Source organism: Vibrio phycocola (genome assembly GCF_054404255.1).
In genome coordinates, this window is sequence record NZ_JBTAMQ010000004.1 from 142,926 (window position 1) to 169,472 (window position 26,547).

Consider the following 26,547-nt stretch of genomic DNA (forward strand, 5'->3'; position numbering starts at 1 on the left):
GCTTAGATCTAATTCCAATCGAACTGAATGATGATCAGATTTACTTTTTGCAACACAGAGTCAACTACTTTAATCTGTATATTAATCAATCTAGCAGTTTAGTTTATCGGACCTATACTCTACGATTGTCTTATTCTCTATTTTTCGAAAGGTGTTCAAATTGAATGAGAATAGGTCCACCGAAACATAAATCGTAATGATTTTTGTGAACTTTGTCTCAAAAAACTGGTGTATGACAGAGTGTATAATCCCGAAAGTCGACTTGAGATAATTCTTTTATTTTCAGTGTACTAACTTCTTAATCTGACTCCCTTGCTCACCGCCACATTGTAGTCCGCAGACGTTCGTCTGCGGACTTTTTCGTTAAAATCTTCTTATTTTTCATTGTCTTACCTTTCGTGGTCGTTCGTTTGTGTTCACCTCTATCCGTGCATTTGTGTATGCCAAAATGTATGCCTACTATGTAGAACTCATTTTGGCATACACTTACAACAGGCTAGTCGTTAATGGAAAAGGGAACGATTTTACCTACTGTTGTTGAGATAATTGGTAATATTTTCAATACGTTAACTTATCAAGTGTATAACGGCCAAAATACCCAATTTCATCAAAAAATCCGCATACACTTGGAGATTGAAATATGGCTAGAAGCTTATACAAACTGTCTGCTAGAGAAGTAAATACCTTGAAGGCTAAATCAAAACCATACCGTGTGTCAGATGGTTTTTTGAAAGCAAACCGCCGATTAAACTTGAAATTAACGCAACAACAAAAGACCAATGGAACTCATGGGTCATCAATACGTTTATCCATCAACGTCCTTAGAGCACCGTGTTTTATCGAAATATATTACGGGCCGCTTCACTTGTATTAGGACAGATCGACACCGCATGCCGAATTCCTGGATAAACGTCACTAGATACACTGGCCGCTGAAAGTAAGTCCCCTAGCTCTTTCGGATTTTTCTCATACCAAAACGACACATTATCCGTCTCTAACTCTCCGTTTGAGAGCAGTCCAATTGGTCCATATTGACATTGCAAAATGGGATAGCCTTGTTTCTGTATCACAAGGCCAATTCGACGCATGTCTTCGTTTTGTCCCACACCATCCAATGCCAATCCCATACCTGTGCGGTAGGCCAACAGATCTTGTGAATAAAGAGCGTACCCATCTTCGGTTTTCTGTGGATTGCGGGCCCGCGCTTCATATGTTTTTCGCATGTAACGCAAAATATCTTTTTTTGTTGCAGGCTCGAAGTTGAGTTTTGGTTCAACGAGGTTAATCCGTGTAGTTTGGACAGGTTTAAGGTTATTTGCACCTCTCCATAAGTTTTCAGCGTATTGTTTTACAATCGGAGAGGCACAAGCTTCATTGGTTAAGAAATGCGCAGTTTCTGCATCGGACACCAACTCGTCATTAAGGGATGTTAATCTGTTTTGCGCAAATGAAAAAACGTCGCCATTTGATGTTGATGCGGCCCCGATTATTGCAAAAGGACTGAATTCACCGCTTAGATACTTCGCATTTGCCATGGTTTCATATTTTTTCGCCAAACGGTTTTCCATATCCACAGATTTTTGTCCATATGGCGTTGTCACCCCATAACGGGTTTGAAACCAAGATTCCGTATATCTAGTGCGGTTTGCGGGTAAATGCGTTTTACAAAGTTTTGAGTATTGATCGACATATATTACATAGCTCTTTGCAAAATCCCCCGCGTTAGCAATAAACTGAAAATTACCCTCAATAATATTCCGAGGTGTCTCAAAATTCTGGTAACTACTCCAATAAGTACCGGATTTATAGATAAGACCAGGTCGTTTAGACCAGTGTAGGAGATTCGCGAACCCGTCATATCGTTTCTTTTCTAGTGCCTGTTTTTGAACTTTGTGGCGTTCAAACATCGCTGAAATGTCGGTAAGGGCAGCCGTTTGTTGTGCCGACTTTGGTTTACGTCGCTTCAGTACGGTTGAAGCAGTCAGGTACTCAATTCCATAGGGGACTCCTTCAAGGCCATCGATTTCATATCCGGGTCGCCAAGGTGTGCCATCTGCAGGTTGTTTAAAACTTAAATAGATAACTGGATCTTCAGCTTCAAAGGAAGCCTTCTTACCGCCACCATACGGATGAAGATAATTGTCTTTTATATAGATCCATGCCGCGACACGTCGACGATTAGATTGATACCTTGGGTGATTTTTCCATTCTGGGAATGTTGCGTAAAGTGCAGGAATAATATGATTTGAGAAACGAGCAATTTCCACCTCCGAATACGTGAACCCAGGTTGGGGTGCTTCGATTGGTGTCGTTTGAATAGATGCCTCATCTGCTTCGAAATAAGTGCCTTTTGAAGAAATTGTTCTTTCGGCAAAAATCATCAACTCAATATTTCCTGGCGCACTATCTCTTGGATGAATGCCGGTGTAAGAGAGCATTGCACCATAATAGACACCGCTGGTATCCTCGTATATTTTGCGGGCTTCAGGTATGTTCCTCAAATCAAGAGTTTGCGCCATGGTGAGGAATGAGGAACATAATACCAGTGTGATCGATAACAAAAACCGCATGTAAGAGCCTCTATCGATTTTTCAACAACCTAATACTCAAGCTGACATCTTCACCACTTGAGACTTGTATGGAGATGAAAAACATTTTTGACGTTTAGAACGTTAATACACTAAACGACATTTCTTATCCATTCAACAGGTGCTGATTTTCCCAAAAATAAACCTTACTCAATTTTATGAGATATTTATACCCTATAGGAACCCACCTTAACTAACTGATATATTGCTCTGAAAACAGTACCACTCAATTACCCAAAGGCTAATTATTGTCTTTACATCTTTAACATTAACCTTTAAGTTAGATTTTTATTAATTAGATTATGCTAATGTTAATATATAGAAGTACCACATGAATTTAACACAGCGTCTTACTATATCCATTTTAGCCGGTGCATTGCTAACGGCTACTTGCGCTATGGCCGAGAGTACAGCCACTAATCCGATCGAGAATAAAGCACTTTTCATAGTCACCAGTGATTCTTTACAAACACAAGGGATGGCAATGGTATTAGGCAATGCTATGCAATCAAAAGGAGTTTCTGTAGATGTACTATTATGTGACCAAGCTGGTGATTTAGCGCTGTCATCTACTGTTAGTAACCCATTAAAACCACTCAATGCGACTCCCGAACAGCTGATCGCTAAACTACAATCGAAAGGGTCTAATATCAGTGTTTGCTCCCTTTATCTTCCAAATAGTGAGCACAGTAAACAAGATCTACGTGATGGTATCAAAGTTGCCACTCCACCAGAAATGGCAACAATGATGATTTCTGAAAATGTTCGCGTCTATAATTTTTAATCGATAGCCTTAAGTAAAGGGACTAAATGTAGATTAGAACATTGTTTTAGATTGAAAATATTGGCCCATTCGTGATTAATTGGCTCCGAAGCCTCAGGGCAGAGTCACGGTTAGGCCAATGAAATGGTTAAAAAAGTTGTTGGTGTGAAAAATCGAGCCTGTCACAGATTCTGTGTAACTTATATAAACACTAGCCATAAGCCGGGATAGTGTTTTTACAGGTGAGTAACAACTACTGGCCGTTGGTCTAACTGAATAATCTGTGAGTTTACTTCAAATAAATGACGAATCAATTCACGATTAATGATGTGATTGGGCTCGCCATACGCAAACAAGCTACCACGATGCAACGCTGCTACTTTGTCTGAATATTGAATCGCTAGATTTAGATCGTGAATAACCATTAACGTGCAAGCTCTTTGTTTAAGAGTATAGGCTTTTACGTATTCTAATAACTTTAATTGATTGTTCATATCCAGTGCTGAGGTGGGTTCATCGAGGATTAATATGGCGGGTTTGTTTATTACAGCTTGTGCCAAACCAACCATCTGACTTTCACCACCGGATAGCTCAGTACACACTTTGTTAGCGAGGTGTACGATGCCAATATCTATCAATAACGCTAGTGCTCGTTCTGCGCTGTTTGCTTGGGTAAACAAAGACCTAGATCCTACATGCATGGTAGTGATCAGCAATTCAACTACCGTAATACTTGCGGAAATTCGGTGGTCTTGAGGTAGGTACCCAATTTCGTCATTCTCAATTGGCTGGCCATTGTAGGTAATCAAGCTAGGATTTAACCGGATGAGTTTGGTCATTTGTTTGAGAACGGTCGATTTACCCGCTCCATTTTTTCCTATCAACGAAACCATTTCACCAGGTTGGATTTCAGGAATACTGAGAGCATCTAACACTTTATGCCCAGAGAAAGAGACAGATAACTCATTGATTTTTAGAGCCATTAAAATTTCCCTCCTTTTTTCACAATGAGAAAAATAAAGAAAGGCACGCCGACAGTCGACATCATGACGGTGAGGGGGAGAATAATCCCTGGCATGATAGATTTGCTCGCGATCGATGCTAGCTCAAGCAGCACAGCACCAATTAGAAATGAGGCGGGCAAAAAGAAACGCTGGTCTTCTCCTAAAATCATTCTAGCAATATGAGGGGCGACTAGTCCGACAAACCCAACAGCTCCCACAAATGAAACTGATAGCGACGTAATCACAGACACTAAGATCAACGTTTTAATACGCAGGCGATTCACATTTATCCCCATCGATTCTGCACGTTCTTGGCCAATTTTTAATGAGGATAACTTCCAAGCATCTTTCATCATGATGGCCATCACAATCGGTAACAAAATCGCAAGAATAGTGATTTTTTCCCAGCTACCTCTGTCGAGTGAACCCATTTGCCAGAATATCAGAGTCTGCAGTTGTGTCTCGGTGGCAATATATTGCATCATCGTCAACATTCCGTCATAGGCAAACATAATTGCAACACCAAATAACATTACTCCCTCAATCGAGATACGGCGTAATGATGACATTCCAGCAATCATAAATGTGGTGAGTAAACACATAACAAATGCCATCGTTGCAATTTGATATTGCTCTGGAATCAGAGGTAAAGAAATAATATTCGTGATGACCAAGGCTGCCCCAAAACCTGCCGCTGCCGAAACACCGAACGTATAGGGGTCAGCTAACGGATTATTGAGTGTTGTTTGCATCTGTGCCCCAGCAATGGCCAAGGCTCCACCAATAAACGGTGCCATCAAGGACATCGGCATACGGATGTCCCAAATGATGATTCGACTTGCAATATCACTCGATGCTGGGTCAAAGATTCCTCTTATAACTTGTGACAACGTAAGGCCTTGAGAGCCAATCAAAATATCAGCGATTAGGCACACAATACTCAATACAAAAAAGACAGCTAGAGCTATCCTTTTCTTTCTCGCCCTCATGTAGTGAAGGTTCAGAGCGTCAGACGCTTCATTCGTTAATGTGTCTTGGTTATCAATACTGATACTTTTGATGCAAGTCGACTCACTCACTATTTCATTGCCTCAAAATTATTTTGACCAAACACACCCGTTGCAGAACGATCGGCAAATTGCTTATTCATCTGTTCAAACGTCGCAAGTGGGTCTAAATCTTTAAACTGTTCTGGATGAATCCATTTTGCAAAATATTCCATCGCAACAAGATTATAAGGTGAGTTATAAAATGGCATATAAATAGAATATACGTTTTCAGTCTGATAACTTTGCGTTGCTTTTAGCCAAGTACGCTCCATTAATGCGCTAGTCGCCTTAGTAATCGCAGCTTCATTGAGTGGGGCATAACCGAATGGTACGCCCGCTTTGTTATTACCATCTTTATCTATCCACCCAGTCGTTTGCATGATGTACACATCCGGTTGAGAGGTAATCACGCTTTCTACCGACATTTGACCAGTAATAGCTCCTTTAAGTGGTTCATCCGCAATATTTGTCGCTTTTAAGAAAGGAATGTATGCCCCCATATTGCCCGCTGCAAATGTACGGCAACAAGAGTCTCGATAACCAGCGGCTCTCTCAATAAAGACCTTTTTGTTCATTTCATTTTCTGGCAGGTTTTCAACAACATCTGCTAGGTGCTGTACATGAGCTTGATAGTAGTCGGCAAATTTCTGGCCCTGCTCTTTTTCACCAAGTGCGGTCGCCAAACTCGTGACCGATTGAAGCGTGTTTTTAATTGGGTTTTCGCGAAAATCGATTGCGATGACCTTAATACCCGCGTCATCAAGTTTGGCAATCAGTCCTTTCTCTTCTGCGAGTTTGATGTTCGATATATCGACAACGAACAAATCAGGCCTATTATCCATACTTATAAAACGTTCGGCGTCAAACTCACCGGATTTGATTGTCCCTACCTTCAAAATATTCTCAAGTTGTGGGTAATCTTTAATATAGCTAGCATACATACTCGGCGCAGATAGTCGCATATCATCACGCCACGCAACTAAGTGTTCAGCCGCATCACGCTGGTAAATGATTTCCAACAATGGAAACACACGACCTGTTGATAACGCGATATTATTCGGTTTTTTTTCTAGGGTAATACTCCGCCCCGCAACGTCAGTAACCGTAACAGGAAATTTGTCGGCATGCGCAATATTAGGGAGTACGGAAACGGTAAAAATAATCGCTGACGTCGTAAGGTATTGACTAAATATGTTATTTGTCATGGGGAACACCAATTTATTAGAATTGATTTTAATGGTAATGATAAGTGTTCTCATTGCGATTAGTCAATCTAATTTAGTTGGTGAACACGGCCTGAACACGCATTAAATGAGTCAATTCTGAATAGCAGTAGGTGTGGAAAGTCTGATTTCGTGTAAAATCCCTTGTTAATTATCCTTTAAAATACAGAGTAACTCATGGAAGTTGAACTGTTAGAAATTCAAGACTTTATTAGACAATATCCTCCTTTTGATGAGTTACCAGAAGACGCATTACAAGAAGTCGCCAAGAGTGTTGAGATATCTTACAGCCGCGCTGATACTGATATTATTGCGTTTAAAGATGATATCCATGAGTTATATATGATCCGTAGTGGTGTCGTTGAAATTTATCGACGTAACGGTCAGCTTCATAATCGATTAGATCAGGGTGAGTTATTCGGTCAAATGGGCCTACTCACTAACAATAAAGTACGCTTTCCTGCTAAATCAATTAAAGATACGCTTTTGTATTGCATCCCAGACACGGTTTTTTATAGCTTATGCGAGCGTTTTGAATACTTTGCCGATTTTGTCGAAGCAGAGGACAGTGCTCGCTTAAAACAAGCCGTAAAAAATCAAAACGAGGGCGGTAATGATCTCACTACGTCTAAAGTAAAGACACTGATAGCGCGTGACCCGCTAATATTACCGTTGACTGCATCCATTCGTGACGTTGCAAAAACCATGGCAGATGAATATCAATCTGCTGCGTTAATTAATGACCCCGATAGTGAAATTGAAACGAATGGCTTTGTTGGATTGATCACCGAACATGACCTTTGCACACAAGTGGTGGCGCAAGGTATTTGCATCGACAATCCTGTTTCTGAAGTGATGACAACGGATCTTATTTCGTTAGACCGAAATGCCTACATCTCAGAAGCGATGTTAATCATGCTTCGCTATAATGTGCACCATCTACCCATCCTCAAAAATAAGCGTCCTATTGGTCTCATTACCGCCTCCGATATCATTCGTTATGAATCACAAAACAGTCTGTTATTTGCGAGTAGTATTTTTGAGCAGCAAACCACTGAGGAGCTGGCTCAACTCTCAACCCATCTAAAATATACCTTTGTGCGCATGGTTAATGAAGATGCCAACTCACATATGGTGGGACGTGCAATGTCGGAAATTGGGCGCAGTTTTAAGCAGCGTTTATTAATGTTAGCTGAAGATAAGTTTGGCCCACCGCCTATTCCATACTGCTTTCTAGCGCTTGGCTCTATGGCTCGTGATGAGCAACTTTTGGTTACCGACCAAGACAATGCATTGATTTTAGATAACAGTTACGATGTCACAGTCCACGGTGCTTATTTTGAACAATTATCCCAGTATGTGTGTGACGGCTTAGCGGCATGTGGTTACACTTATTGCACCGGTGACATTATGGCAACCAACCCTGAATACCGAAAAACTCAAGCGGAATGGGAAGCCTGTTTTGCTGATTGGATTGATAACCCTAATCCAAAAGCATTATTAAATTGCAATATCTTCTTCGATTTAACCGGAGTGCATGGGCGTATCAAATGGGCTGAAAAACTGAATGCCTTTATTTTACGAAGTGCCAAAAAGAACAACCGATTTTTAGCCTGTCTTGCTCGTAACGCGTTAAATAGAAAACCACCACTGGGTTTCTTTAAAGACTTTGTCATGGAAAATGATGGTCGTCATAATAACTCAATCAACTTAAAACGCCGTGGTACCGCGCCACTTGCAGATCTTATTCGGGTTCATGCTTTAGCCATTGGTTCGCACTCGCAAAACTCTTTTGGCCGATTGGAGGACATTATTGAAGCGGGTATTCTGCCTAAGTCTAAAGGGGAGGATTTACGACACGCCATGGAGCTTATTTCACTCGTACGACTACGTCATCAAGCATTAGACGTAGAGTCAAATATTGAACCGGATAATAATATTGAGCCAGAAAATATGTCCGATCTTGAAAGACGTAATTTAAAAGATGCATTTTTGGTGTTAAGTAATGCTCAAAATTTCCTAAAATACCGTTACACAGCGAATAAATTTTAAGGCAATCTATTCATGCATAGTATTACCTTCAATGACATTGTTAGCTGGGATGCACATTTACGTTTACAAGCTCGGTTATGTAAAGATCCGCGTTTAAAAACATTTTATAGTGCGGGTACATACCACAACGAAACGGCGATCAAGGATATCGAATTTGTTGCGTTAGATTTTGAAACAACAGGTTTGAATCCTGAAGAAAATAGTATTATCAGTATTGGTCTAATTCCTTTTAACCTCGATCGAGTCTTTTGTAACCGAGCAAAAAAATGGTTTATCACCCCTCAAGATAACTTGGATGAAAACTCTGTGGTCATCCATGGCATTACACATTTTGATTTAATAGATGCTCCGGATTTAAGCCATGTACTATCTCCGCTCTTAGAGGCACTCGCGGGAAAAGTCGTGGTGGTGCATTATCGTAATATTGAACGGAATTTTTTAGATCGTAATTTACGCGCATCAATCAATGAAGGTATCGTTTTTCCAGTGATTGATACGATGCAAATTGAAGCTAATATCCAACGTAAAGCCGTGTCCGGTGTTTATAATTGGTTAAAAGGTAAGAAACCGAAATCTATCCGTTTGGGGAGTTCTCGCCAACGCTACAATCTTCCGAGTTACCAGCCGCATGATGCATTAACGGATGCCATCGCAACAGCAGAGTTATTTCAAGCGCAGATTCGTCATCATTATGATCCTGACATACCCATCAAAAAGTTATGGCTCTAGTTATTTGTGTTGCTGTGGGTATAGCAGTAGAACGGTGAGTGGGTGAATCGTGAGGAAATCGATTCGCTGGGGAAAGAGTAGGGGAAAACATGTTCAAAAATCTGATGGTATAAAAAAACCGATTAACCATTGCTAATCGGCTTTTATCAATCAACTAGAAGGGTATGGTTAACTCACACCCATCCAAGACCCTATTTTCTAGAGTGCGGTTCTGTTCTCATCCCCATTAGCAAACTCACACACATCACGAGTAAGATAATAGTGAACGGTAAAGCGGTAGAGATGGTGCCTGCTTGCAGCGCCTGGATAGCATTAGTTCCACCAACCCAGAGCAAAGCAATCGCAATCGCTCCTTCAATTGAGGCCCAAAAAACGCGTTGAGGTATAGGCGCATCTACTTTACCACCCGCTGTAATGCTATCAATAACTAGAGAGCCTGAATCAGAGGACGTGATAAAGAAAACTAGAACGAGTACCACAGCCACTAATGACAATATGCTACCGAATGGAAGTTGATCAAACATTTGGAACATTGCTAACGGTACTTCCGTTAAACCATTGACACCTAATTCACCGACATTATTAATAATTTGATCAATCCCGACGCCACCAAATACAGACATCCATATAATAGTCACAAGTGTTGGAATAATTAATACGGCGATAATGAATTCACGCACTGTGCGACCACAAGAGATACGCGCAATAAACATACCTACAAATGGTGACCAAGAAATCCACCATGCCCAATAAAATACCGTCCAACCATGCATCCAAGCTTCATCTTCTCGGCCATGTGGATTACTTAAAGGAATGATATTCTCTATATAGCCCATTACCGTTGTTGGGACTGTTCCCATTGAGACAGCTAGGGTCACTAATGCAACAAATACCACCAATACAATCGCTAAAATCATGTTGACGTTGCTGATCAGTTTAACACCGCCATCAATCCCACGAACCACCGATATAATGGCAAGTAATGTCACGCCGACAATGATGGTTATCTGAGTGGTGATACCTGAATCAATACCAAATACATGATGAAAACCACTTGCCGCTTGTTGCGCGCCTAAACCTAAAGACGTCGCCAGACCAAATAAGGTTGCTATAACCGCGAAAATATCGATGATGTGTCCAGCCCATCCCCAAGTACGATCACCTAGAATAGGATAAAATACGGAACGCATTGAAAGCGGTAAGCCTTTATTAAAGGCAAAAAATGCGAGTGATAAAGCGACAACCCCATAGATAGCCCATGGGTGTAAGCCCCAGTGAAACATGGTCGCTCCCAAGGCCAACTTAGCGGCTTCAGGTGTATTAGGCGTTACGTTTAATGGTGTTTCATACCAACCGGTAAAGTATGCGACTGGCTCGGCGACTCCCCAAAACATTAAGCCAATACCCATGCCTGCGGCAAATAGCATTGATAACCATGACAACGTAGTGTAGTCACTTTTGGCCTGTTCACCACCAAGGCGAATTTTACCAAATGGTGACACCACGAGTATCAAGCAGAAAATAACGAAAAAGTTTGCTGACCACATAAATAAGCCATCAAAAGCACCGATTATTTTCCATTTTAAACCGTCTAAACCAGCTTTAGACACTTCAGGATCGATCACCATGATCGCAATTAAAAACGCAATGATCAATCCAGCACTTATTCCGAAAACAGCATTGTGGATATCAAATCCCCACTTCTGCACATTATCTCGCCCAATAGTATAATCGGTATTATCTATACTATATTTATCCTTATTTGAATTCATTTTTCCTCGTTTAGAGCATATGCTCATCTTATCAATTCTCGCAAATGCATAATAACAAAAGTGATGCCTGAATTCCGTCCTAAAAGCACAACCAGATTAAAAAGGTGCTTAACTGCGTAGATAACAAACAATTAATTTCAGAGGCTTGCTCCCTTCAACTTACATACACTTGAGGACAAAATAGGATTTACATAGTGGGCAGCATAAAGACCATTATTGGCCCTTTTATATATTTTTAAAATCAAGTGGCTCTTTTATGGTTCATAATAGATTGCTTTAGTTTATATTTGACCTTTAGTCGTTTAATAAGGAAATATCAGATCATTTGTGAATTCATCGATTAATCTGAAGTCGCTTTAATGCATTGGCAGGAGAGAAACTTCAACAATAATAGACTCTCATTGAAGCGGTGGCTGTTGCGTACAACTTTAACGTCCGCATAGGACTTCCTTAAATATTACCTTGGCTATGACAATACGCCGATTGTGGTAAATCGTTCATTTTTTCATGGTATGAGAAGAAAAAATGGGTTCGTTCGCTTCGGGATCGTTTAAACTCCTCAACATTGACGATAATTGGGACACACACATGCCTCACCGCTACACACCTACCATTAAAGATTGGCTATCTCTGCTAGTGCTGATTCTACTGTGGGGTACGTCATTTATGTTTACCACTGTCTCTCTGGAAAGTTTTAGCCCTGTTGGAATCGTCTCTCTTAGAGTGTTGTTCGCAGCGGTTATTCTCACGTTTTTTATGCTTGCCAAAGGTTTGAGCTTGCCCAAGGAACCGTTAACTTGGGGCGTGTTTCTACTGTTGGGTGCTGTGGGTAATCTATTGCCGTTTCTTTTGATCTCCATCGGTCAGAAGGAGGTTAGCTCAGGAATTACAGGGTTGTTGATGGCCTTTATGCCTTCAGCAACGATGATTTTGGCGCACTATTTTGTGGTTGGGGAACGTCTCAATCGTTTTAAAATACTCGGTTTTCTATTGGGTATTTCAGGCGTGGCGGTTGTACTTGGACCATCGATAGTAGGGACTCACAACAATTTACTCAGTGGTCTACTGATCGTGCTCGCCACCTTTTAATGAGCAATGCGAGAAAGCACACCAGAAATTACCAGCAAGTATTCTCAACGATGGCCATTCCCTCATTTTCCACAAAAATTATATAGAGATGTTGCCAATACTATTACGAGTGTACGTAGGAGCAGCTCTTCAAATGTACGGAGAGCTAGATGATTCAGTAGACCTGATTAAGATACATATTTTTCCCTATAAAAAACACACGTTAAAACAGTGAGTTAATATCAAAATAGTATGCTTCAAAAGTTGGCCTTATTTTAACTAAATTAAGCATACTAATGGGGTGATCATGGGACGTAGTTTATATCGTTTATCCGCAAGGCAAATCACTAGTCTAAAACCCAAAACAAAGTCATATAGGCTTGCAGATGGTAGGCATTGGCTTATTTCAGTCTCTAAACTAGATACTCAACTTTGTACCTTAGCTATCCCCTGGTCGGCTTGACGTATAAAGTTAGAAGGCTTTTGCGCGACGAGGAAAAAGGTAAGTTGAAAACATCCTTAGATTAATAATCATAAATAATGAAAAAATAAATGAACTATTTTTACGTTCTCGTCGTATTGAGATTAAGAATATATAATTTGTTTTAATTTTAGAGTCGCAAACTAACAATATGTAAAGCCATTACGCGCCTCGCGACAACCAATGAAAATGAATTAATAGAAGATTATTCAAACAAACTAGCACTCTTGTCATTGGGGTAGGGATATCATGCAAAAGAGCAAAAAAGTTGCAGTTATAGGTGGTGGTATAGCAGGGGCTTCTGTTGCTTTATACTTAAGTGAAATAGGGCTTGAAGTGAGTTTGTTTGAGAAAGGAACAAGCTTAGTTAATGGTCCTCCTATATGTCATTTGCATGCTGGTGGTAACTTATATCGTGAAATATCCGATAAACAGTGTGTCACCTTGCTTAAAGAGTCTATCGACACGCTAAGGTTATTTCCTGACTCTATTGATTACCGCCCGACAGTGATTGCTGTACCTAAAAGAGACAGTGGCGACGCACTTGCATTATTACCTCGTTTAAAAATGCTAACGCGTGAATATGAACAACTTATTCGACAAGATGCTAATAATGAAGTGCTCGGCGCAGCGCAGGATTATTACCGCTTATTTGAATTACAAGAGATGCAAGCATTAGCAAGGTTGGATGACGTCGCAGTACCGAGTACACCGGAAGAGTGGATGATACCGATTGCTAAGCATGTGGATTTATCCACTCTTAAATTTCCCTTAGTACTGGTTCAAGAATTTGGCTGGAATGTATTCCGATTAGGAGCTAGCGCGGCATTGTCATTAGAAAAGAACCCAAAAAGTAACATTCTGCTGAATACTAAAGTCAATAAACTAACGCATGCAGAAGATAAAGGTTGGAAAGTGTCTTTTGAGAAAGGCCAACAAGAAGTCTTTGAATATTTTGATTACATAATTAATGCCGCTGGTTTTAAAAGCGGTGAAATAGATGATGCGGCAGGTTTTCACAAGCAACGTATTGTTGAGTTCAAGGCTGCTTATGTAACGCAATGGGATGGAATGGGTAGCTATTGGCCTGAAGTTATTTTCCACGGTGAGCGGGGAACTCCTCATGGCATGGCACAGTTTACACCTTATCCAGATAACGTGATCCAAATACATGGTATGACTGAAAAAATCACCTTATTTGACGATGGACTGATTGCCAATGACGAAAATAGTGCTCAACCTAAGCTAGGACAACCTTTTCTAGATAAAATCTACAAAGGTTGGTCTTTGGATGAAACTAAACTTCGTACTCAGCGAGCTATTGAGCATATTGCAGAGTTCATCCCAAGTTTCTTAGAGGCAAGCGTAACCGATGTGCCATTATTTGGTGCGCAGCAAATACCTGGTGATGATGCAAGCCTGCGCGCTGCAGGTGTTTCATTTGAAGACAATAATTATGCACGTTGTGAAATAGTGAAAGCTTCTTCAGTATTAACTTGTGCAGATGAAATAACAAAACAGTTAATTTCATTAGGCTATGTTAATAAATCGGCTCAAGGTAGTAGAGAGTTTGCAATTACAAATTCTATTAGTGATGAAGCAATTACACAACGTGCTTTAACTTACACAAATCAGCGTGGTTATCCTAGCGGACTGGCTTATCGAAATATTGAACAAACATTTAATAAGACAGAATCACAAGTTATTTGTGCTTAATAACTTTCTTAAAACCCTGATTAGAAAGCTTCACTGCGAAGACATTTGGCAGAGTTAAGTTTACTTTCTGATTAAAATCATTACTAAAAATATGAGGCGTGAATGAACATTTTTATTCTAGATACTGATATTCAAAAATGTGCGCAATACCACTGTGATCAGCATGTTGTGAAAATGATTTTAGAAAGTGTACAACTTCTTTGTACTGCGTTAAATAAAAAAGGTTTCGTAACTCCTTACAAGACGACCCATACAAATCATCCTTCAGTATTATGGGTTGAGCAATCATATGATAATTTTTTGTAGCTTAAAAAATTAACGTTGGCACTCAATAACGAATATAAGTATCGATATAATAAACGAGCCGATCATAAATCAATAGCAATACTAAATGAAATTAGTCGTTATTCATTTCAGGCCAATGGCTTAACTCCTTTTCCTCAAGCGATGCCAGACAAATATAAAGTGGATGGTGATGCAGTAAGCGCCTACAGAAATTTTTATATTGGTGATAAAGTCAGATTTGCGAAGTGGACTAAACGTGCTGCGCCACATTGGTTTCCACTCGCTCAATAAGGAGGGATCGAGCAGTATTGTTAGGTTGGCAGGATATCAACCAATTAACGCAATAATCTTCTGGTCTTCAAAATCACCATTATCAAGAGCCTCTGTAAAAACATATGGCTCGTAGCGACACAACTAAAAACTTCATCTTTTTAATACAACTAGGAATTTTGCTTCTTCAGTTGTCATAACCTCTCCGGTTCCCATCATTACAAATACAATAACCCATAGTTTCTTTTTATGTACGTCATGGAGATTCCTTAAAATCGATTCTTGTTAAATACACACGTATGCAACACCCTGAGATATCATCTAAATCAGTGGCGTATAGATGCACGGTACCTTTATTAAATATATTCCTACCACTAAGTCTGTATCAAAAAATGATCTTAAATAGCCTTACACTCGTATAAATGAAAATAACTCAACAGCCTAAGTGATTTAATGAAGCATATCAGCGAAAAGCAACTTACAACGATGAACGATCGATATAGAGCACACTTAATTAACAGTCTATCGGGTTTTAAAAGTGCTAATCTCATTGGCACTATCAATAATCAAGGGCAAACGAATTTAGCGATGGTTAGTTCAGTAGTACACCTTGGCGCATCACCGGCTTTAGTTGCTTTTGTTACCCGACCACATAGCGTGACGCGCCATACATTGGAAAATATTAAGCAAACTAAGCAATACACGATTAATCAAGTTAATGAATCCTTTTATAAGCAAGCTCACCAAACTTCTGCCCGATATGAAAGGGAGCAAAGTGAATTTAATGAAACGGGGTTAATCGAGCATTATATTGATGGAAATATTGCCCCTCTTGTTAAACAGAGCGAACTAAAATACGCATTAACCTTACGCGAGATAATGCCTATTTCACTTAATAATACACAACTCGTGATCGGTGAAATTACGGACATTATTTGTAATGAGAAGGCGATTTATAGTGACGGCTACATTGATATTGAATATTTAAACACAGTTAGTATCTCAGGATTAGATAATTATCATGCTAGTCAGCGATTATCGCGTTTAAGTTATGCGAAACCAGCGTGTTTTACTGAAGAAATAACACTCAATGGGCAGTCAGTTAATAGCCAACGTGATTTCAATTTATAAGTACTATTTGGATTACCATGAGAACAATAAAAATACTCGGTTTTATGGGATTAATTCCCTTGTTTGCTAGCTTATACCTGAGCATAAATGACGTTGCGTGGCAATTAGAAAGTAAACAAGCATTCATGGCTTATAGCGCTATCATTTTAAGTTTTGTTGCAGGCACATTGTGGAAAAATCAGGATCAACAGATAAACAAGATCCACCTAACACATACTCAACAAAATTATATAAGTAATATCTTTAGTCTTTTTGCTTTTCTTGCATTACTGGTAAATCAGCATTTAGGTTTAGCTATTCTAGCGACTAACTTTCTCGCTTTATTTTTGTATGAGTCAAGGCTCGCTAAGGTTACAGAATGCAAAGAGAGCTTGAAGGGATATCTGGCAATGCGCTTACAACTTACGGTGATTGTCATTTTACTACAGCTCACAGCCTTGATTGTGTGGTGATGATTTCAATTTTACCCATATACATATTTGCCCGTAAACTTAGAAAAAAGGATTAACAATGTTAACCATATTTTATGATGGGCATTGCCCAATGTGCTCTGCAGAGATGAAGCACCTCAAAGAGAGTGATATAAACAATGCAATAATAACTGTAGATATACACCAAGAAAATTTTAGCAGGCTTTATCCCGAAATTGACTTTGAGAAAGCAATGAAAATACTCCATGGCGTCTATAAAGGTGATTTATTATTAGGTCTTGAAGTAACTCATCGTGCTTGGACGTTAGTAGGAAAAGGTTTTTGGGTCGCACCACTGAATTGGCCGATCATAAAAACAGTCAGTCATTGGATTTATTTAGGTGTAGCAAAACATAGGCATTCAGTATCACCCACAATTGCTAAAGTTTTCGGCGTTAAAACAAGTAGCTGCTCATCAGGGACTTGTTATAATAAACTAACCAACATTAATCGTCGGCGCTAACAGCGATTATAAAAATATTTAATCATCTACTATAAATCAAACAAGCAGTGACTCAAACTGAGCTTCTTAATGGACTGATCCGCACCAGAAGCTTTTGACACTGAGTGGAGTAAATACAATCACTAACGAAGTTGTAACCATCCCCTAAAATAGGTGTATTCCGATTTAGAGTTCTTCCGTTTAAGCTAAATAAAACGGAGAACGATGATCAAAAAGTCACGCTATACGGAATCGCAGATCGTTAAGATTTTGAAGGAAGTTGAAGCAGGCCGAAAAGTATCGGATGTTTGTCGTGAATACGGTATTTCGGACGGAACGTATTATAACTGGAAGTCTAAATACGGCGGTATGGAGGCTCTGATTTCAAGCGATTGAAAGAGCTTGAAGAAGAAAACCGTCGATTAAAACAGATGTATGAAGATTTAAGTCTGGATCACTCAATCCTTAAAGATGTTATCGAAGAAAAGCTGTAACGCCATAGGTTCGCCGTGAGTTGGTTGATTATGTGAAATACAAACATAACGCCAGCCAACGCAGAGCGTGCGAGTTGTTGATATTAGCGATTCAGTTTATCGGTACGAGCCGGATCTACATCGAGACGATGAGGTCATTGATGCGCCTCGAACAGCGGTTGAACGCTATCCAGCATACGGATTTAGTAGGTTATTTAAGACTTTAAAACGATGGGGTTACAAATGGAACCATAAGCGTGTCTATCGCGTATACCGTTTGTTAAACCTGAATGTGCCGACGTGGTAAGAAACGGCTTCCAACTCGTCACCCTATACCGCTGTGCGTGCCAGACCATGAGAATGAATGTTGGTCTATGGATTTTATGAGCGACTCTTTACAGTGTGGAAGACGTTTTCGTACGTTTAACCTTTTAGATGATTTTAATCGTGAAGCATTGGCAATAGAAATCGACTTGAGCTTACCAACGGTTCGTATACTTCGAGTGCTTGATAGAGTTGTTGCATGGCGTGGGTATCCACCAAAGATAATAATGGATAACGGGCCTGAATTTATCAAACCAGGAAAGCCCACTCAGAATTCTTATATTGAGCGATTTATTCGAACCTATCGTGATGCCATTCTGAATATGTACGTATTTAAAACGTTGAATGAAGTGCGAGAACTAACGGAAGTCTCGGTTAAGGAATATAACGATGAACGGCCACATGATTCACTGGGAGATCTTACTCCTTGGGAATATTTGTCCAAATCACAACAAAGGAAAAACTTTAATCACAGTTTGAGTCACAAGGATAGAAAATGACACGAATAATATTAATTGTTATGTCTTTATTTCCATTATTCGCAAATAGTCATGAAAAATTATTGCGTGATGTATCCGAATTACAATGGGAAAATAGAGTCTTGCTAATTTGGTCTGAAGATAGGCTGGAAAGTAGTTTGGAGACACTCACCGATGGGATTGATGAAAGGGATCTGGTTTGGTTTCTGCTATCAAAAACTGAGGTTACTAGCAATTATAGCGGTGAAATTTCTGATGATTTTTTGGCGGGCGCAAATAAAAAGCATCACGATCCTGAAGTAAAAGTAATATTGATCGGTAAAGATGGTGGTATCAAAAATAGATACTCTTCACTTGATGTGCTGTCGGTATTCAAATCAATCGATGCTATGCCAATGCGTCAATCTAAGATTAGAAATGGAAAACTGTAAAGCTAACCATTTCGTCCTTCTTTTCTCAATAAAGTAACTCAACAGTTGTTATGCGCCAATAAAGCTTGGCCTTTCTTGTCAAACCTTGCTTCTGACGTTGTGCCCATCGAGATTATTTTAATTGTGGCGTTTTCAATTTCTGATTCAGAGACGCGTATATTGCCCAATTCGCTTTGCTCTAAGGTGTCGTCTACATCAATGGTAAAGTGAGTCGAGCTATTAGCGTTGAGGGTAGCAATGTTGATGGACAATGTTGTTGCCCCATCATTGACTTGATTACCTTTAGCAAGTTGTATATTTCCATCACTTGATTCAAAAGGTTGAAAAACTTCAACGCCAGCCCCTGTGGCTGTGGTATCAAAAATCAGTTTGCCTGTGCTGTTGGATAAATCAATATTCGCAGTGATGTTTTGCATGGTGCATTCACCGTTGTTGTTTACTACAAATCTATCTTTGGGTGCGCTCTCAACAAAGCGGACTTCTATATCGGCGTGTGCGAATGGGCTGATAGAAAATAGCAAAGTAGTGATGCTAGAGAGCAATAATTTCGGCATCGGGTTTCCTTAAAATTTACATATTATGATTACAATACGCCAATTGTTGTAAATCGATCATTTTTCATGGTATGAGAAGAAAAAATGGGTTCGTTCGCTTCGGGATCGTTTAAACTCCTCAACATTGACGATAATTGGGACACACACATGCCTCACCGCTACACACCTACCATTAAAGATTGGCTATCTCTGCTAGTGCTGATTCTACTGTGGGGTACGTCATTTATGTTTACCACTGTCTCTCTGGAAAGTTTTAGCCCTGTTGGAATCGTCTCTCTTAGAGTGTTGTTCGCAGCGGTTATTCTCACGTTTTTTATGCTTGCCAAAGGTTTGAGCTTGCCCAAGGAACCGTTAACTTGGGGCGTGTTTCTACTGTTGGGTGCTGTGGGTAATCTATTGCCGTTTCTTTTGATCTCCATCGGTCAGAAGGATGTTAGCTCAGGAATTACAGGGTTGTTGATGGCCTTTATGCCTTTAGCAACGATGATTTTGGCGCACTATTTTGTGGTTGGGGAACGTCTCAATCGTTTTAAAATACTCGGTTTTCTATTGGGTATTTCAGGCGTGGCGGTTGTACTTGGACCATCGATAGTAGGAACTCAAAACAATTTACTCAGTGGTCTACTGATCGTGCTCGCCACCTTTAGCTATGCGGTGAACGCTATTTTAGCACGGCGCTTACCTTCCTTTGATCCTATCGTCACGGCAGCGGGTGTGATGATTGTGTCCAGTGTCGCCATAGTCCCATTGTGGCTTTGGCAAGATTTACCGTGGCAACAAAGCTACTCTTTCAAGTCCACGTTGTCTTTGTTGTGGCTGGGTGTCGGGCCAACGGCCTGTGCCACCATTATACTGTTTTCCGTTGTCCGCACCGCAGGCCCAACCTTTCTGTCGTACATTAATTACGTTATTCCCTTAGTGGCGTATTTTACTGGTGCGATTATTTTGAACGAAGCGATCGAATTACGTAGCTTAGTTGCAATGTTATTGATCATTGTGGGTATAGCGTTAACGCGTAAGCGGGTAGATATAAGGGCAAGCTAGCGTATTGAGGCGGGTATATGTTTGTTCTTTTTCACTTTTACCACTACAAACATCCTCTTCTCTCAGGTAACCCCCTTAAAATATCAGTTGGCTCCCTGACACTAATCTGTATATGATTTAATGACCTAATTAAATGGCGCGCACTATGTCTTCAACTTCTTCTTTTTATGACCAAAATGCTCATCGACTTTCAGAGCGATATAATGCTTTAGAGTTTGAAAAAGTGCATGAATCTTGGGAACTGTTTTGGCCTGGAATGGGTGAAACAGTATTAGATGTTGGTGCTGGAACGGGTAGAGATTCGAAATGGATGTCAGAACGAGGAGCGAATATTATCGCATTAGAACCTTCTTCTGCGATGCTTGAATGCGGAAAACAAGTTACGGGCGATAAAGTGACTTGGGTAAAAGATTCGCTCCCTTCTTTAAAAAAGATCGAAAACTTGGGTATACGTTTTGATCTTATCTTAGTCAGTGCCGTATGGATGCATTTAGCACCGAGTCATAGAAGCCGAGCTTTTAGGAAGTTATCCAACTTACTTGCTCCTAACGGTCGATTGGTGATTTCACTTCGTCATGGTGAATTCTCTGATGGAAGAGAAAGTTACCCTGTCTCGATTGAAGAGTTCGAGAGTTTCGCTAAAGATACCGCTTTGCTGGTTAGACGTAAAACACACTCAGATGACACTCTAGGACGCACAACGGTTACTTGGCATACGGTCGTGATGTCATTGCCCGATGATGGCTCTGGTGATTTGAACAAAGTGCGACATATTATTGTTAATGACAGCAAAAGTTCGACCTATAAGCTTGGTCTACTTCGAGTTTTATTACGTATTGCTGATGCTCACCCCGGTTGCGTGATCGACAGTTCAGAAGGTGAGGTGTCTATTCCGTTGGGGTTGGTCGCTTTGTATTGGGTTAAAGCGTATAAGCGTCTAATTGATATAGAAAATATTCAACAAAATAGTAATACTAAGGTTGGACTGGCGTTCATCAAACCTGATGGTTGGGATATAATTACTCACCTTTTAGCGGATGATTTGGCAATTGGTAGTTTCTTTACTGGTGATGACGCAATAGCAATTCAAAATACCCTCAAAGACTCAATTGAAACGATGAAACGGGGACCAATCAAGTTTATCTACAGTGGCTCTATTGAAGATAAAAATCAGGAATTTAGAACGAAGACTCCTCCCAAACGCCGAAAAATGGAATCAGGTATCGTTCTAGATAATGAATTTTTTTCAGGTTTTGGCTCGTTAGTACTTAAAGAGAGCTTGTGGGAGTGTTTTCGCTTATATAATTCATGGATTGAGCCGTTGGTCGTTAATCAATGGGTTATGCAAATGCAGCGCTTTAAACTCAATCAAGAGCGTCAAATTACCTTGCAGACTTATCATAATAGCTTGATATGGGTAGATAAAGAACACGATACAAGTGATGTGAGAAAGCGAGTTAACGATTTACAGCGTGATAATGTTCGAATTTCCAGCGTTTGGAGTAATACAAAAATTACTCAAGATTATCATGTCGATCATTGCTTACCTTTTTCGTATTGGCCTAATAATGATCGCTGGAACTTATTGCCAACAACGAAAAAGGAAAATCAAAATAAAAAAGATCGGTTACCTAAGCGAGAACGTTTGGTTCATTCCAAACATCGTATACTCGATTGGTGGCAATTAGCTTGGGGTGATAATGATGTTAACACTCAACGATTTTTTTCAGAAGCATCGCTATCGTTGCCCAATATCCCTTCGCAATGCCGTGAATTCGAAGAGGTGTTTGAAGCGATGGGATTGCAAATTAGTGGGGTAAAAAGCAGATTATTGGTGAGGGAGTGGTAAATCATTAAATCTGTAGAAAACCTTAAATCTGGTGTTAATCCCAAATTAAAAAACAAGCCATTACCAGATACACGGGTAATGGCTGGAACTTACTTTTCTCTATTTAGCTGTTTTATTCAAGAGGGCGTTTAGAAATCAAAAACAAGCCCTAGGCCAAGAGCTAATCCATCATCCAGGTCACTGCCTGATTCAGCAGTAAACGATGTATAAGATAAACCAACGCCAGCACTTACATGATCACTAATGGAATACTGAGCAGCCGCGTTAAGGATTGCTAGGCTCGTCCAGCCAGTATAATCATAGACAAAAATATTAGCTTCAGTATTGTTATCGCTATCTTCAGGTACCAGGTACATCAACCCACCGGTAAGCGTCATTGGTTTTGAAGGCTTATACATGCCACTGACAACGGCACCGATAACACCAGAGTTTTTGGTAATTGCAAACGGGGTGGTCGGTTTACCAAACATCTGCAGATTCGAGTCATCGTGATCAAACATCTGGCCAAGACCTTCGTTGAAAGGCTGGACCATCCCTTGTTTGAATATGTTAACTTGCTGAGTTTTATCGTTATCTACACTAGCTGCATAATAAAGCTTGGTGTTTACATAACCAGCAGGTAGTTGGTATTTGGCATTTATTACCAGTTGAGTACCATCATAATCTGTACCACTGCCGTCGTCGCCAAAGAAGGTCATCGCCTCACCAGTAAAACGAAGTTTACCGGTTTTATAACTGCCTGCTACACCAACCGATTGTTTGTCATCATTCGTCAATTGATCGATTTTACGAACGTAGTAAGCAGACATGCCACCTGCTGTATTTCCATGGCCGACCTCGATACCATAAGCGTATGCATCCTCGTCGGTTCCACTGTCACCATCGATATATTCGTTGCCTTCGAAAGGTGAATAGCCATCATTTCCAGAGCTAACATCATCGTTTTCAGAAGTGATAGCACCGAACGTGTGGATAACGGTACTCGTAGGTAGAGTATATTCTAGGTCTACACCGGTAAAACTATCACCTTGCAGGTTATAACCACCGCCAAAGAACACCGGCATCATACCGACTTTCAAATCGACAGTGTCAGTTTTCACTCGTCCGTAAACCTGAGCAATGGTGAGTTCCGAGCCTTCATTCTGAGCCATGGATAAATCGTCGCTTACCCCACTGTCATAACCCATGATTCCATCTACAGCTTTGACCCACCAATTTATCGTACTTATTTCATCAATGGTATACGACCCGACGTTGTTATATGCCATGGTGGTATACTCTGAACCCTCACCATCTTTAAAGGCACGATCATCGAGACTATATGTTCTAACTGCAAACTGGTTTCTCATACTAAATCCAAGCGCGGCTGCAGATGGTCGAACGAATCCTTCATCAACGGCATCTCTTGGGTGTTCAGGCTCGGCAGGTTTCTCAAATTCTGTAGCAAACCCAGCAGCGAATGCGGATGTGCATAAGACTGAAGAAATAATGGCGGCCAGTGGCAGTACGGCAAATTTTTTCACGTTATTCAAATATTTCATTTCTTGCGCCTCAGTGTATTTTTAGTTTATTTCATTGAATTCTTTAATAAAATTAAACTCTAGATTAACGGCTGGTAAGAGATAAAGGGCTTTCAACTTTGAGCAACACATGATGAATTTCCCATTAATGACCTATCTTCAGTGGCTGGTCGATAAAGCGTCGTGAGATGACAATATGTATCCACAACAAATTTAGCTAAGCGTCTAGTGCACTTATTTCTGCTAAATTTTTTGAATTATCCATCAACATTTTTCTATCTAGCACGAGTTACAGTGTTTTACGCTTCATTGAGCGTAGACAAACTTATCTTGTGTCAAAGAACTGCATTACGAGCATGAATATTAGTTAATCCATAGTTAGATAAATAATAGTTAGCTAAGTAATAGTTAGTTGAATAATGGTTAGCTAGGTAATAGTTAGATAACTAACTAGAAAGTTAAACCAATTAGGTAGGCGGGACAAAAGGTTTTATTTTATAATGTGAGGCTTATCACCACCAAGAGAGTTACGTACGGTGATTAAGGAAGATGTGAGGTCTTTAACCTGATCTAAATCAAGGGACTTGCGTAATTCATTATCAAGTTCAACCATGATTTCTAAGCTAATTTTAGCCGATTTTATGCCTTGCTCTGTAAGAGACACATTCATAATTCGGTCGTCTTGAGTATCTTGTTTTCGCACTATTAACCCCGAAACCTCCATTTTTTTGACTAAATTGGTCACAGTCGCGGGTTTGATGTCCAATCCTTGAGCAATTTCTCTTTGTGTTAAGGCGTCATAATCGAGTAACGAAATTAAAATTCGAGCCTGGCCAAAGTGAATTCCCAAGCTACCCAATGAGGATCTCATTTTGTCTTTAAGCAGTTTTTCTATATGCATGAAATAGTTGGTTAGTGGGTATTTTGTGTGATTTGATATCATGATCCTGTCTAAATCCTATACAAGCACGTAGATTATAGTTTACATGATGTCACACAAGTCTCGGTAGACAAAGGAAAAAACAAGAGAAGAAATTAACTTACGCTATTCTGCCGTCTTTCACACTGCAGGTTAACTAAAGCCACCAAATAATATAACGACTGTTTCTTATCTCTCTCTTGTCCCAAAAATGTTATTCAACTGAATTCATTACTTATACTTTACACATCAAATATTCACCTACTAGTATAACGAGTAGAGTCTAATAAAAGTTAAGGTGGAATATGAGGTTTCAGGTAAAAGAAGCGTTAGATAAAGTGTCGGATCTCGTTTCATGTGATCCAAATAGCGTTATCATAAATAGCATTGAGCCAAACAATATCAAACTTAGCTACGTGGATGAACTCAATTCTGAGTACGAGTTTACTTATCAAAATGGTGAGCTTTATCCATATCGAACAAAGACGATGAATTCTATTCCCAGTTAGTCGATAGCTGAATCTTTTTCTATCCCATTTGCCATTAAGATTTGGTTTCCCTTCACGATTTTTCCTTAATAATGACGAGTGGGCCTTTAACGACGTCCATAACCTTGGAAGCGGGTTGACCCTGTTCAATCAACTGAACCATGACCTTCATGTAGCGATGGATGTGCCTGAAGTATTTGTAATAACCTTCACAGAGATAGTTTAAGCCCGGTTCACCGCTAGGGGTGGTTAAAAAGCGATGGCGGGGGCACTCCCCATTGCACGCAAATAGGGCTTCACAGTTAAGGCATTTCTTTGGTAACGAGGTGCTTTTGTTTGCTCCAAAGTTCTGCTGCTGGTCTGAGGCAACCATATTTTTAGGGTCTTCTTTTAGGACATTGCCAAGGAGATAGTCGGGGTAGACATAATGGTCGCAGGAATAGATATCGCCATTGTGCTCCAATGCTAATGCGCTGCCACATTGTTTGGCAAAAATGCAGATTGTAGATGGTAGCCCCAACCAGGATTCGAGTGCCCACTCAAAATTGACGACAAAAACCGAGCCGACATCGGTGCGCACCCATTGCTCAAAAATCTGGATTAAAAAGTCACCATAGACGGCCGGTTCAACAGAGTAGGGTGATAGAGTGACATCCAGTTCTTCATCATAAATAGGTGGCGCTGCATGTTTGAGCCCCTGCTTCAACTGCGAATCGTTTGGAACCCTTTCTACAATAGGCGTGAATTGGATGTATTCAATCTCCAGCGATTTTAGGAAATTATAGATTTCGAGTGGGTGTTTTGATGTTTCTCTGGTAACGCAGACAAGAGCATTGTAAGGGATGTCATATTTTTTCAATAAATTAAGCGCGGTGAGGACTTTGCTTAATGTTGGTTTGCCTGAATGGTCAACGCGATAGCGGTCGTGATATAGCTCTGGCCCATCGATGCTTAGGCCGACGAGGAAGCTGTTCTTTTTTAAGAAAGTGCACCACTGGTCATTCAGCAATGTCCCATTGGTTTGCAGGGCATTGACGATTGACTTGCCATTCGCGTATTTGGCTTGAATTTGAACGACTCGCTCAAAGAAATCTAGGCCCGCTAAAGACGGCTCGCCTCCTTGCCAGACAAACTGAATTTCTGGAATATCCTGTGAGGAAATGTATTTACTGATAAAGGCTTCGAGTACCTCATCCGACATGCGGTAATAATTTTCCTTTCGAAGAAATGATTTCTTCTCTGAATAAAAACAGTACTCACAATCTAAATTGCACAGAGGCCCCATCGGTTTTGCCATCATGTGATAGCCGCTTCCTATTTGGCGATCATCGGTTTTCATTTTATATCTCTTTCTCTATGTTGTGGGGTGAGTTCAGTTTGAAAAATTAACCTTCGACCTGTGTGCCACTACAACCTTAGGCCG

The 26,547-nt window shown here is 40.2% G+C and carries 23 protein-coding genes and 2 pseudogenes; 16 read left to right on the forward strand and 9 right to left on the reverse strand.

The features are described 5' to 3' along the window. Nucleotides 1–836: 836 nt before the first annotated feature. A complete protein-coding gene (locus ACXJY6_RS06900) occupies nucleotides 837–2,501 on the reverse strand; it encodes a hypothetical protein (RefSeq protein WP_458767811.1) in 1,665 nt (554 codons plus the stop codon). 418 nt (nucleotides 2,502–2,919) lie between these two features. On the opposite strand from ACXJY6_RS06900, the gene ACXJY6_RS06905 reads away from it, so the two are divergent. Further along, nucleotides 2,920–3,372 (forward strand): DsrE family protein, encoded by a 453-nt coding sequence (locus ACXJY6_RS06905; protein ID WP_456049425.1) that lies wholly within the window; start codon nucleotides 2,920–2,922, stop codon nucleotides 3,370–3,372. Between the two features lie 215 nt (nucleotides 3,373–3,587). Here the strand turns inward: ACXJY6_RS06905 and ACXJY6_RS06910 are convergent, their stop codons facing one another. From ACXJY6_RS06910 to ACXJY6_RS06920, 3 genes are read right to left on the reverse strand one after another with little or no spacing between them, the layout of a single operon-like run. Further along, on the reverse strand, nucleotides 3,588–4,334 hold the full coding sequence (locus tag ACXJY6_RS06910; RefSeq protein WP_456049426.1) for an ABC transporter ATP-binding protein: 747 nt from the start codon (nucleotides 4,332–4,334) through the stop codon (nucleotides 3,588–3,590). After that, nucleotides 4,334–5,434, reverse strand: a complete 1,101-nt coding sequence (locus ACXJY6_RS06915; protein WP_458767812.1) for a FecCD family ABC transporter permease — start codon at nucleotides 5,432–5,434, stop codon at nucleotides 4,334–4,336. The genes ACXJY6_RS06910 and ACXJY6_RS06915 overlap by 1 nt, the downstream gene beginning before the upstream one ends. Beyond that, complete coding sequence (locus tag ACXJY6_RS06920) at nucleotides 5,434–6,609, reverse strand: TroA family protein (protein ID WP_456049428.1); 1,176 nt, start codon at nucleotides 6,607–6,609, stop codon at nucleotides 5,434–5,436. Before ACXJY6_RS06920 ends, ACXJY6_RS06915 begins: the two co-directional genes overlap by 1 nt. A 195-nt stretch (nucleotides 6,610–6,804) precedes the next feature. Between ACXJY6_RS06920 and ACXJY6_RS06925 the strand changes: the two genes are divergently transcribed. Both ACXJY6_RS06925 and ACXJY6_RS06930 read left to right on the forward strand, forming a co-directional pair. After that, entirely contained in the window at nucleotides 6,805–8,679 is a 1,875-nt protein-coding gene (locus tag ACXJY6_RS06925; RefSeq protein WP_456049429.1) for a DUF294 nucleotidyltransferase-like domain-containing protein, read from the forward strand. Between the two features lie 12 nt (nucleotides 8,680–8,691). Next, nucleotides 8,692–9,408: a 3'-5' exonuclease gene (locus ACXJY6_RS06930; RefSeq protein WP_458767813.1), complete on the forward strand. Its 717-nt coding sequence runs from the start codon at nucleotides 8,692–8,694 to the stop codon at nucleotides 9,406–9,408. A gap of 191 nt (nucleotides 9,409–9,599) precedes the next feature. Here the strand turns inward: ACXJY6_RS06930 and ACXJY6_RS06935 are convergent, their stop codons facing one another. Continuing rightward, nucleotides 9,600–11,180 (reverse strand): BCCT family transporter, encoded by a 1,581-nt coding sequence (locus ACXJY6_RS06935; protein ID WP_458767814.1) that lies wholly within the window; start codon nucleotides 11,178–11,180, stop codon nucleotides 9,600–9,602. A gap of 588 nt (nucleotides 11,181–11,768) precedes the next feature. Here ACXJY6_RS06935 and ACXJY6_RS06940 point away from each other — a divergent pair. From ACXJY6_RS06940 to ACXJY6_RS06985, 10 genes and pseudogenes are all read left to right on the forward strand, one after another. Further along, the gene (locus tag ACXJY6_RS06940; protein ID WP_458768083.1) at nucleotides 11,769–12,269 is read left to right on the forward strand and encodes a DMT family transporter; all 501 of its coding nucleotides are present in this window, start codon (nucleotides 11,769–11,771) and stop codon (nucleotides 12,267–12,269) included. After that, nucleotides 12,268–12,450: pseudogene (locus ACXJY6_RS06945) on the forward strand (hypothetical protein); the annotation flags it as partial. The gene ACXJY6_RS06940 and the pseudogene ACXJY6_RS06945, both read left to right, overlap by 2 nt. 528 nt (nucleotides 12,451–12,978) lie before the next feature. Beyond that, the gene (locus ACXJY6_RS06950) at nucleotides 12,979–14,445 is read left to right on the forward strand and encodes an FAD-dependent oxidoreductase (RefSeq protein WP_458767815.1); all 1,467 of its coding nucleotides are present in this window, start codon (nucleotides 12,979–12,981) and stop codon (nucleotides 14,443–14,445) included. Between the two features lie 102 nt (nucleotides 14,446–14,547). Then, nucleotides 14,548–14,751, forward strand: coding sequence for a pyrimidine dimer DNA glycosylase/endonuclease V (locus ACXJY6_RS06955; RefSeq protein WP_458767816.1), 204 nt, complete (start codon nucleotides 14,548–14,550; stop codon nucleotides 14,749–14,751). A 15-nt stretch (nucleotides 14,752–14,766) separates the two neighbouring features. Further along, a complete protein-coding gene (locus ACXJY6_RS06960; protein ID WP_458767817.1) occupies nucleotides 14,767–15,021 on the forward strand; it encodes a hypothetical protein in 255 nt (84 codons plus the stop codon). A gap of 432 nt (nucleotides 15,022–15,453) precedes the next feature. Further along, nucleotides 15,454–16,131 (forward strand): flavin reductase family protein, encoded by a 678-nt coding sequence (locus ACXJY6_RS06965; RefSeq protein ID WP_458767818.1) that lies wholly within the window; start codon nucleotides 15,454–15,456, stop codon nucleotides 16,129–16,131. A 17-nt stretch (nucleotides 16,132–16,148) separates the two neighbouring features. Beyond that, nucleotides 16,149–16,583 carry a DUF3429 domain-containing protein gene (locus tag ACXJY6_RS06970; RefSeq protein WP_458767819.1) on the forward strand — a complete coding sequence of 145 codons (435 nt, stop codon included), beginning with the start codon at nucleotides 16,149–16,151 and terminating at the stop codon, nucleotides 16,581–16,583. A gap of 58 nt (nucleotides 16,584–16,641) precedes the next feature. Next, the gene (locus tag ACXJY6_RS06975; RefSeq protein ID WP_458767820.1) at nucleotides 16,642–17,064 is read left to right on the forward strand and encodes a thiol-disulfide oxidoreductase DCC family protein; all 423 of its coding nucleotides are present in this window, start codon (nucleotides 16,642–16,644) and stop codon (nucleotides 17,062–17,064) included. Nucleotides 17,065–17,271: 207 nt separating this feature from the next. Further along, nucleotides 17,272–18,340 (forward strand): annotated as a pseudogene (locus tag ACXJY6_RS06980) (IS3 family transposase). Beyond that, on the forward strand, nucleotides 18,337–18,750 hold the full coding sequence (locus ACXJY6_RS06985; protein WP_458767821.1) for a DUF4174 domain-containing protein: 414 nt from the start codon (nucleotides 18,337–18,339) through the stop codon (nucleotides 18,748–18,750). Before ACXJY6_RS06980 ends, ACXJY6_RS06985 begins: the two are co-directional and overlap by 4 nt. A 38-nt stretch (nucleotides 18,751–18,788) precedes the next feature. Here ACXJY6_RS06985 and ACXJY6_RS06990 read toward each other — a convergent pair whose 3' ends face one another. After that, nucleotides 18,789–19,304, reverse strand: a complete 516-nt coding sequence (locus ACXJY6_RS06990) for a hypothetical protein (RefSeq protein ID WP_458767822.1) — start codon at nucleotides 19,302–19,304, stop codon at nucleotides 18,789–18,791. A gap of 84 nt (nucleotides 19,305–19,388) precedes the next feature. On the opposite strand from ACXJY6_RS06990, the gene ACXJY6_RS06995 reads away from it, so the two are divergent. Then, nucleotides 19,389–20,348, forward strand: a complete 960-nt coding sequence (locus tag ACXJY6_RS06995) for a DMT family transporter (RefSeq protein WP_458767823.1) — start codon at nucleotides 19,389–19,391, stop codon at nucleotides 20,346–20,348. 145 nt (nucleotides 20,349–20,493) lie between these two features. Beyond that, complete coding sequence (locus tag ACXJY6_RS07000; RefSeq protein WP_458767824.1) at nucleotides 20,494–22,197, forward strand: class I SAM-dependent methyltransferase; 1,704 nt, start codon at nucleotides 20,494–20,496, stop codon at nucleotides 22,195–22,197. Between the two features lie 128 nt (nucleotides 22,198–22,325). Here the strand turns inward: ACXJY6_RS07000 and ACXJY6_RS07005 are convergent, their stop codons facing one another. Both ACXJY6_RS07005 and ACXJY6_RS07010 read right to left on the reverse strand, forming a co-directional pair. Then, the gene (locus ACXJY6_RS07005) at nucleotides 22,326–23,738 is read right to left on the reverse strand and encodes a hypothetical protein (protein ID WP_458767825.1); all 1,413 of its coding nucleotides are present in this window, start codon (nucleotides 23,736–23,738) and stop codon (nucleotides 22,326–22,328) included. A 469-nt stretch (nucleotides 23,739–24,207) separates the two neighbouring features. Beyond that, nucleotides 24,208–24,660 carry a MarR family winged helix-turn-helix transcriptional regulator gene (locus ACXJY6_RS07010; RefSeq protein WP_456049437.1) on the reverse strand — a complete coding sequence of 151 codons (453 nt, stop codon included), beginning with the start codon at nucleotides 24,658–24,660 and terminating at the stop codon, nucleotides 24,208–24,210. Between the two features lie 281 nt (nucleotides 24,661–24,941). Between ACXJY6_RS07010 and ACXJY6_RS07015 the strand changes: the two genes are divergently transcribed. Continuing rightward, complete coding sequence (locus ACXJY6_RS07015; RefSeq protein WP_456049438.1) at nucleotides 24,942–25,145, forward strand: hypothetical protein; 204 nt, start codon at nucleotides 24,942–24,944, stop codon at nucleotides 25,143–25,145. A gap of 52 nt (nucleotides 25,146–25,197) precedes the next feature. Here ACXJY6_RS07015 and ACXJY6_RS07020 read toward each other — a convergent pair whose 3' ends face one another. Next, on the reverse strand, nucleotides 25,198–26,463 hold the full coding sequence (locus tag ACXJY6_RS07020) for an anaerobic sulfatase maturase (protein WP_458767826.1): 1,266 nt from the start codon (nucleotides 26,461–26,463) through the stop codon (nucleotides 25,198–25,200). Between the last annotated feature and the right edge of the window lie 84 nt (nucleotides 26,464–26,547).